Raw genomic sequence first — 5,015 nt, forward strand, 5'->3', positions numbered from 1 at the left:
CGGCGCGGCGGGAGCTGGGGCAACTGGTTCGCCGAGCAGGACGACCGGCGCGAGGTGGAGTGGCACGCCGTGATCGGCGTCCTGATGGTCGTAGTCGGCCTCTTCGGCGTCATCGCCGAGCTGCTCTAGAAGCTCGATCCCGGCAAGTCGCACGACGGCGCGTCCGGCCGGTCGGCGCCTTGCGTTCCGAGCCCGTCGGGCCGACCTTGTGGGCGCGTGGACGGCGTCCACCTCCGGCCGAACCACCCCGCGTATTCGGTGTATCTTCGCACATGCTTTCCGAGCTGCGCATACGCAACTTCGCCCTGATCGACCGCCTGTCGGTGCGGCTGGGCCCTGGGCTCAACGTGCTCACGGGCGAGACCGGCGCCGGCAAGTCGATCATCGTGGGCGCCCTCTCGCTGCTGCTGGGCGAGCGCGCCAGCGCCGACGTGGTACGCGCCGGCGAGGAGCGCGCGTCGGTAGAAGGCGTGTTCGACGTGACCGGCCGCGACGACCTGCTGCGCGAGCTGGACGAGCGCGGGCTGGAGGCGGAAGACGGTCTGGTGGTGCTCAAGCGCGAGGTGGCGGTGGAGGGGCGCAACCGCGCCTGGATCAACGGTTCACCCGTCACCGCGTCGGTGCTCGGCGACCTGGGCCGCGCGCTCGTGGACCTGCACGGCCAGCACGAGCACCAGACGCTGCTGCGGCGAGACGAGCAGCGCGCCATCCTCGATGCGTACGCCGGCAACGAGGCCGCGCTCGCCGCCGTCTCCGCCGCGCACCGTGCCCACGGCGCGCTCCGCCGCGAGCTGGACGCGCTGGAGGAGCGCCGCCGCAGCGCGGGCGAGCGCGCCGACTTCCTCCGCTTCCAGGCCGACGAGATCGAGAAGGCGTCGCTCAAGCCCGGCGAAGAGGAGGAGCTGGAAGACGAGGCGCGCCGCCTCTCGCACTCCGAGGAGCTGACGGCGCTCTCCGCGTCGCTGCACCAGGCCCTCTCCGCCGCGGACAGCTCGGTCGTGAGCCGCCTGGGCTCGCTCAACCGCTCGGTCGACCAACTGGTGCGCATCGACGGGTCGCAGGAGGGCATGCGCGAGCTGTACGACACCGCGTACTACGCGCTCCAGGAGATGGGCGAGCGCATGGAGCGCTACGGCGCCACGGTGGAGCACGACCCTGCGCGGCTGGACGAGATCCGCCGCAGGCTGGACCTCATCTTCCGGCTCAAGTCGAAGTACGGCGACACGCTGGAGGAGGTGGTCGAGAAAGGCCGCGCCGCCCGCGCCGAGCTGGACCTGCTGGACGGCGCCGAGTTCGAGATGAGCGGCCTGCGCAAGCGCATCGCCGCCGCCGCCGCGGAGCTGGACGAGCGTGCGGCGGAGCTGACCGGGCGTCGCACCGAGGCCATGGAGCGCCTAGCGGGCGAGGTCAACGCGGTGCTGCCCGAGCTGGGGATGGCGGGCGGCGGCTTCCAGGCCGTGCGCATCCCGCTCGGCGCGCCCACGGCACACGGCGCCGAGGAGGTGGAGTTCCGCGTGGCGCTGAACAAGGGCTTCGATCCCAAGCCCATCTCGCAGGTCGCCTCCGGCGGCGAGCTGTCGCGCCTCATGCTGGCGCTGAAGACGATCCTGGCGCGCCTCGACTCCGTCCCCACGCTCATCTTCGACGAGGTGGACACGGGCATCGGCGGGCGCGTGGCGCTGCAGGTGGGCGACAAGATGCGGGAGGTGGCGGCGAGCCATCAGGTGTTCGCCATCACCCACCTTCCGCAGATCGCCTCTCGCGCGCACCTGCACCTGCTCGTACTCAAGCAGGAGCGCGACGGCAAGACTACCACCGAGGTCCGCCCGCTCGACGCCGACGGCCGCGTGCAGGAGATCGCCCGCATGCTCGGCGGCGACTCGGACAGCGCGGTATCGCTCGAGCACGCCCGCGAGCTCATCGGCCGCGCCGTAGCCGTCTAGCGCGCCGGTCGGCCAAGAACGGAGTCTGGTCGTTTGATGTGGGACAGACGATCGACGTTTCCTCATCTGACGATTGACAGCCGGTGACGCCGGTAGATGCAGGCCGATGAAGATTGTGCTCGGTTCCGAGCTGTAGGTGATCTGCCGACTTGGCGCCGAACGATTAACGATTCAGGAGGATGCGGATGGGGCTGTTCCGGCGCGGGTCGAAGGAGGAAGAGCTTCGCGTGGAGGTGGGTCCGGATGCGTTCGTCTTCCACGCCCGCGGCACGCAGCTGCGCCTCGTGGCGGAGGTCGGCACGCCGCCCAACGCGATCCCCCTGTTTCCCATGGACGTGACGGGCGGCGTCTCGCCGTCGCGCTACCAGTACTTGCAAGCGTTCCTGCACGGGGGCTTCCTTGCCGCTGCCAACCGCAAGAAGCTCAAGAAGAAGCCGCGCGTGATCCTGTTCGGCGCCTCGTCTCTCGACGCCGTGCTGCACGGCTACCAGTACGAGCTGCTTCGCCGCGCCGCCATGGACGCCGGCGCCAGCTCCGTCCGCTTCGCAGACGCCAACGCCCTCGCCCTCCCCGCCGGCTACCTGTAGCCGCATCTATCGCGACGCGACGACCTACCCGACGTGTAGGGGTGCGATTCATCGCATCCGCAACTCGCTGCACGCGAATATCTTACGACGAGCCTGCGCGCACCGGCATCGCCACACCACATCTACCGAAACGCGACGGGCGGCCCCTCATCGGAGGAGCCGCCCGTCTTTTCTCATCTACGGTCGTGCCGTTCGCCGCCGCTCAATCCTCTCGCCCCGGCGGAGGCGTGCCAGGCGCGGGCACGGTCGGCGGCGGCGTTCCAGGCGCCGGGACGGTGGGACGCGGTGCCGGGGGCCGTGCTGCGGGCTCCCTCACCGTCGGGCTCCCCGCTGGCCGCGCGGGAGGCGGCGCCGCTGAGTCCGGGCGAGCCACGGCGGCCGTGTCCGGCTTCGGCACGCGCTTGCGGCCCCAGGCTTGGTAGAACAGCCGCCCGCCCACTGTGATGCGCGAGGTCTTGGGCGCCCCGCTGCCGCCCGCCACCGCCCGCTCGTACAGCAGGCTGAAGTCGAGCGGCACCTTGGCTCGCCCTTCTCCGTACGCCGTGAGCGTCGTGTACGACACGCCGAGCCCGAAGAGCTGCGCCGTGTTCGCATCCGTGGTCTCGAACCCCGCCAGCGCCATCCCGGCCGCCGGAAAGCCGCTGGGAAGGTCGAGCGTCGTCGCGCCCTGCCGCAGGAATGCGTAGCGCCCGGCCAGCGAGATCTCGTCCGTGAGCCGGTACCGCGGCGTGACGCCCACCTCGATGCGATCTCCAGGCGAGCGCCCCACGATCGTGGAATCGGACAGCGGCAGGAAGACGGCGGCCGGATCGTACGTGCGGCGCACCACGTCGCGCGCCACGGGGTGCGTGTAGCGCGCGGCGCCGCTCACCCACCAGCGGCTGCCGGAGAAGAGGTCGCCGAGCAGCGCCCCTGTCACGCCTCCTTGCCCGGACTGCGAGGTCACCGTCGTCAGGCTGTCCAGGTCGCCGCCGTGCCCGGTGGGCAGCCGCACGCCCAGCTCCACCGCCGCGCGAACCCCGCCCGGCCCCGAGCGCGAAGGCCGCAGCGCCGGGCGCACCGTGTTGAGGAGCTGGAATCGCGCCGCGACCTCCACGTCGCCCAGCTCGTACGGCCGCGCGATGGACGAGAACGGGAGCCGGCCCAGCTGGTCGTTGATCAGCAGCGTGTCCAGCCCGCCGGCGGAGAGGGGCCGCGTGGGCAGCACCAGCTCTAGCGTGGAATCTCCGGCGGCCCGCAGCAGCCGATAACGCCGCAGCATCTCGATGCCTGCCGGGCTCGTCGCGAGCGGCAGCAGCGCCGCCTGGCCCACACCCGCGAGCGCGGGGTCGATCTTCGCCAGGTTGTTCGCGTTCGTCGTGGGGTTCGGGTTGCGTCCCAGGGTCGCGTCCGTGAGCCGCAGCGACGTCACCTGGGTGCCGCGGAACTCGATGGGCACCGTGGCGCTCACCGTCAGCCGCCGCGTGATCCCCGCGCGCACCGTGATCGGCGCGGTGCGCAGGTCCGTGCCCAGGCCCACCCGCAACGTCCCGAGCGCCGCGTCCGCCGGCCCGACCGTGAACGGCGCGCCGCCCGCGCGCGCCTGCGTGACGGTGAAGAACTGCTGGATGGCCGTGGTGTTGCCGGTCAGCGACGGGAAGAGCGAGGCGGGGAACGGCGTGGCGAAGCGGCTGCCCAGGTCGCCCGACCCGAACAGCCCCTCGTAGTGCGAGTACGTGCCCTGCACGTTCGCCTCCACCATGCCGCGCGGCAGGACCAGCGCGTCCTCGCCCTGGGCGCTCGCGCGGCCCGCGGACACGGCGAGCAGGAAGACAGTTGCGGCGGCGCGGAACGGCGGCTTCATCGCGTGCGGGCTCGGTGGCGGAAGGGTGCTAGAACGTGCCCCGGCCGGGGCGCAGGCAGGGTAGCGCCCGGCCCGTGCCCTGTCAACGGAACGGCGACCCACGCGCGCTGGGCCGGCGAGGCTCTTCCGCCGGGCGCAGGCAAGACGCGGCGGCGCAAACGGATGGCTCGCGCCGGGGCGGGGACGATGCGGGGCGGGGGTTGACGGCGCCTGGGGGCTCGGCTACATTCTGCCTCCGTTCAGCGGGCATAGCTCAGTTGGTAGAGCGCAACCTTGCCAAGGTTGAGGTCGCCGGTTCGAGTCCGGTTGCCCGCTCTGGCGCCCGCATCAGAGCAGCCGCGGCGCCGTAGCCAAGTGGTAAGGCAGAGGACTGCAAATCCTCCACCCCCGGTTCGAATCCGGGCGGCGCCTCTTCTGTTCAGGGCAGCGAAGAGGCAAGGCCGGGGGTTGACGGCCAGCAGGAACGCTGCTAAATTCTTAGGCTCTGATGCGTTTGTAGGAAAGGTCACGCCCCGTTCGTCTAGTGGCCTAGGACAACGCCCTCTCACGGCGTAAACAGGGGTTCGATTCCCCTACGGGGTACTTTTTGAGGGACATGTCGCGGGGTGGAGCAGCCTGGTAGCTCGTCGGGCTCATAACCCG

At 71.2% G+C, this 5,015-nt stretch carries 3 protein-coding genes and 3 tRNA genes; 5 read left to right on the plus strand and 1 reads right to left on the minus strand.

The window, feature by feature from the left end:
* The first annotated feature begins 272 nt into the window (after positions 1-272).
* Together recN and VFE05_17720 are read left to right on the plus strand one after the other, a co-directional pair.
* A complete protein-coding gene (gene recN, locus VFE05_17715; GenBank protein HET6231917.1) occupies positions 273-1,943 on the plus strand; it encodes a DNA repair protein RecN in 1,671 nt (556 codons plus the stop codon).
* Positions 1,944-2,128: 185 nt separating this feature from the next.
* A complete protein-coding gene (locus tag VFE05_17720; GenBank protein ID HET6231918.1) occupies positions 2,129-2,530 on the plus strand; it encodes a hypothetical protein in 402 nt (133 codons plus the stop codon).
* A gap of 202 nt (positions 2,531-2,732) precedes the next feature.
* Here the strand turns inward: VFE05_17720 and VFE05_17725 are convergent, their stop codons facing one another.
* Positions 2,733-4,373 carry a hypothetical protein gene (locus tag VFE05_17725; protein ID HET6231919.1) on the minus strand — a complete coding sequence of 547 codons (1,641 nt, stop codon included), beginning with the start codon at positions 4,371-4,373 and terminating at the stop codon, positions 2,733-2,735.
* Between the two features lie 242 nt (positions 4,374-4,615).
* On the opposite strand from VFE05_17725, the gene VFE05_17730 reads away from it, so the two are divergent.
* From VFE05_17730 to VFE05_17740, 3 genes are all read left to right on the plus strand, one after another.
* Positions 4,616-4,688: transfer RNA gene (locus tag VFE05_17730), tRNA-Gly, on the plus strand.
* A 25-nt stretch (positions 4,689-4,713) separates the two neighbouring features.
* Positions 4,714-4,784 (plus strand) — tRNA-Cys (locus tag VFE05_17735).
* Positions 4,785-4,882: 98 nt separating this feature from the next.
* A tRNA-Glu gene (locus VFE05_17740) sits at positions 4,883-4,955 on the plus strand.
* Positions 4,956-5,015 lie beyond the last annotated feature (60 nt).

Source organism: Longimicrobiaceae bacterium, from assembly GCA_035696245.1.
Lineage (GTDB): Bacteria > Gemmatimonadota > Gemmatimonadetes > Longimicrobiales > Longimicrobiaceae > DASRQW01.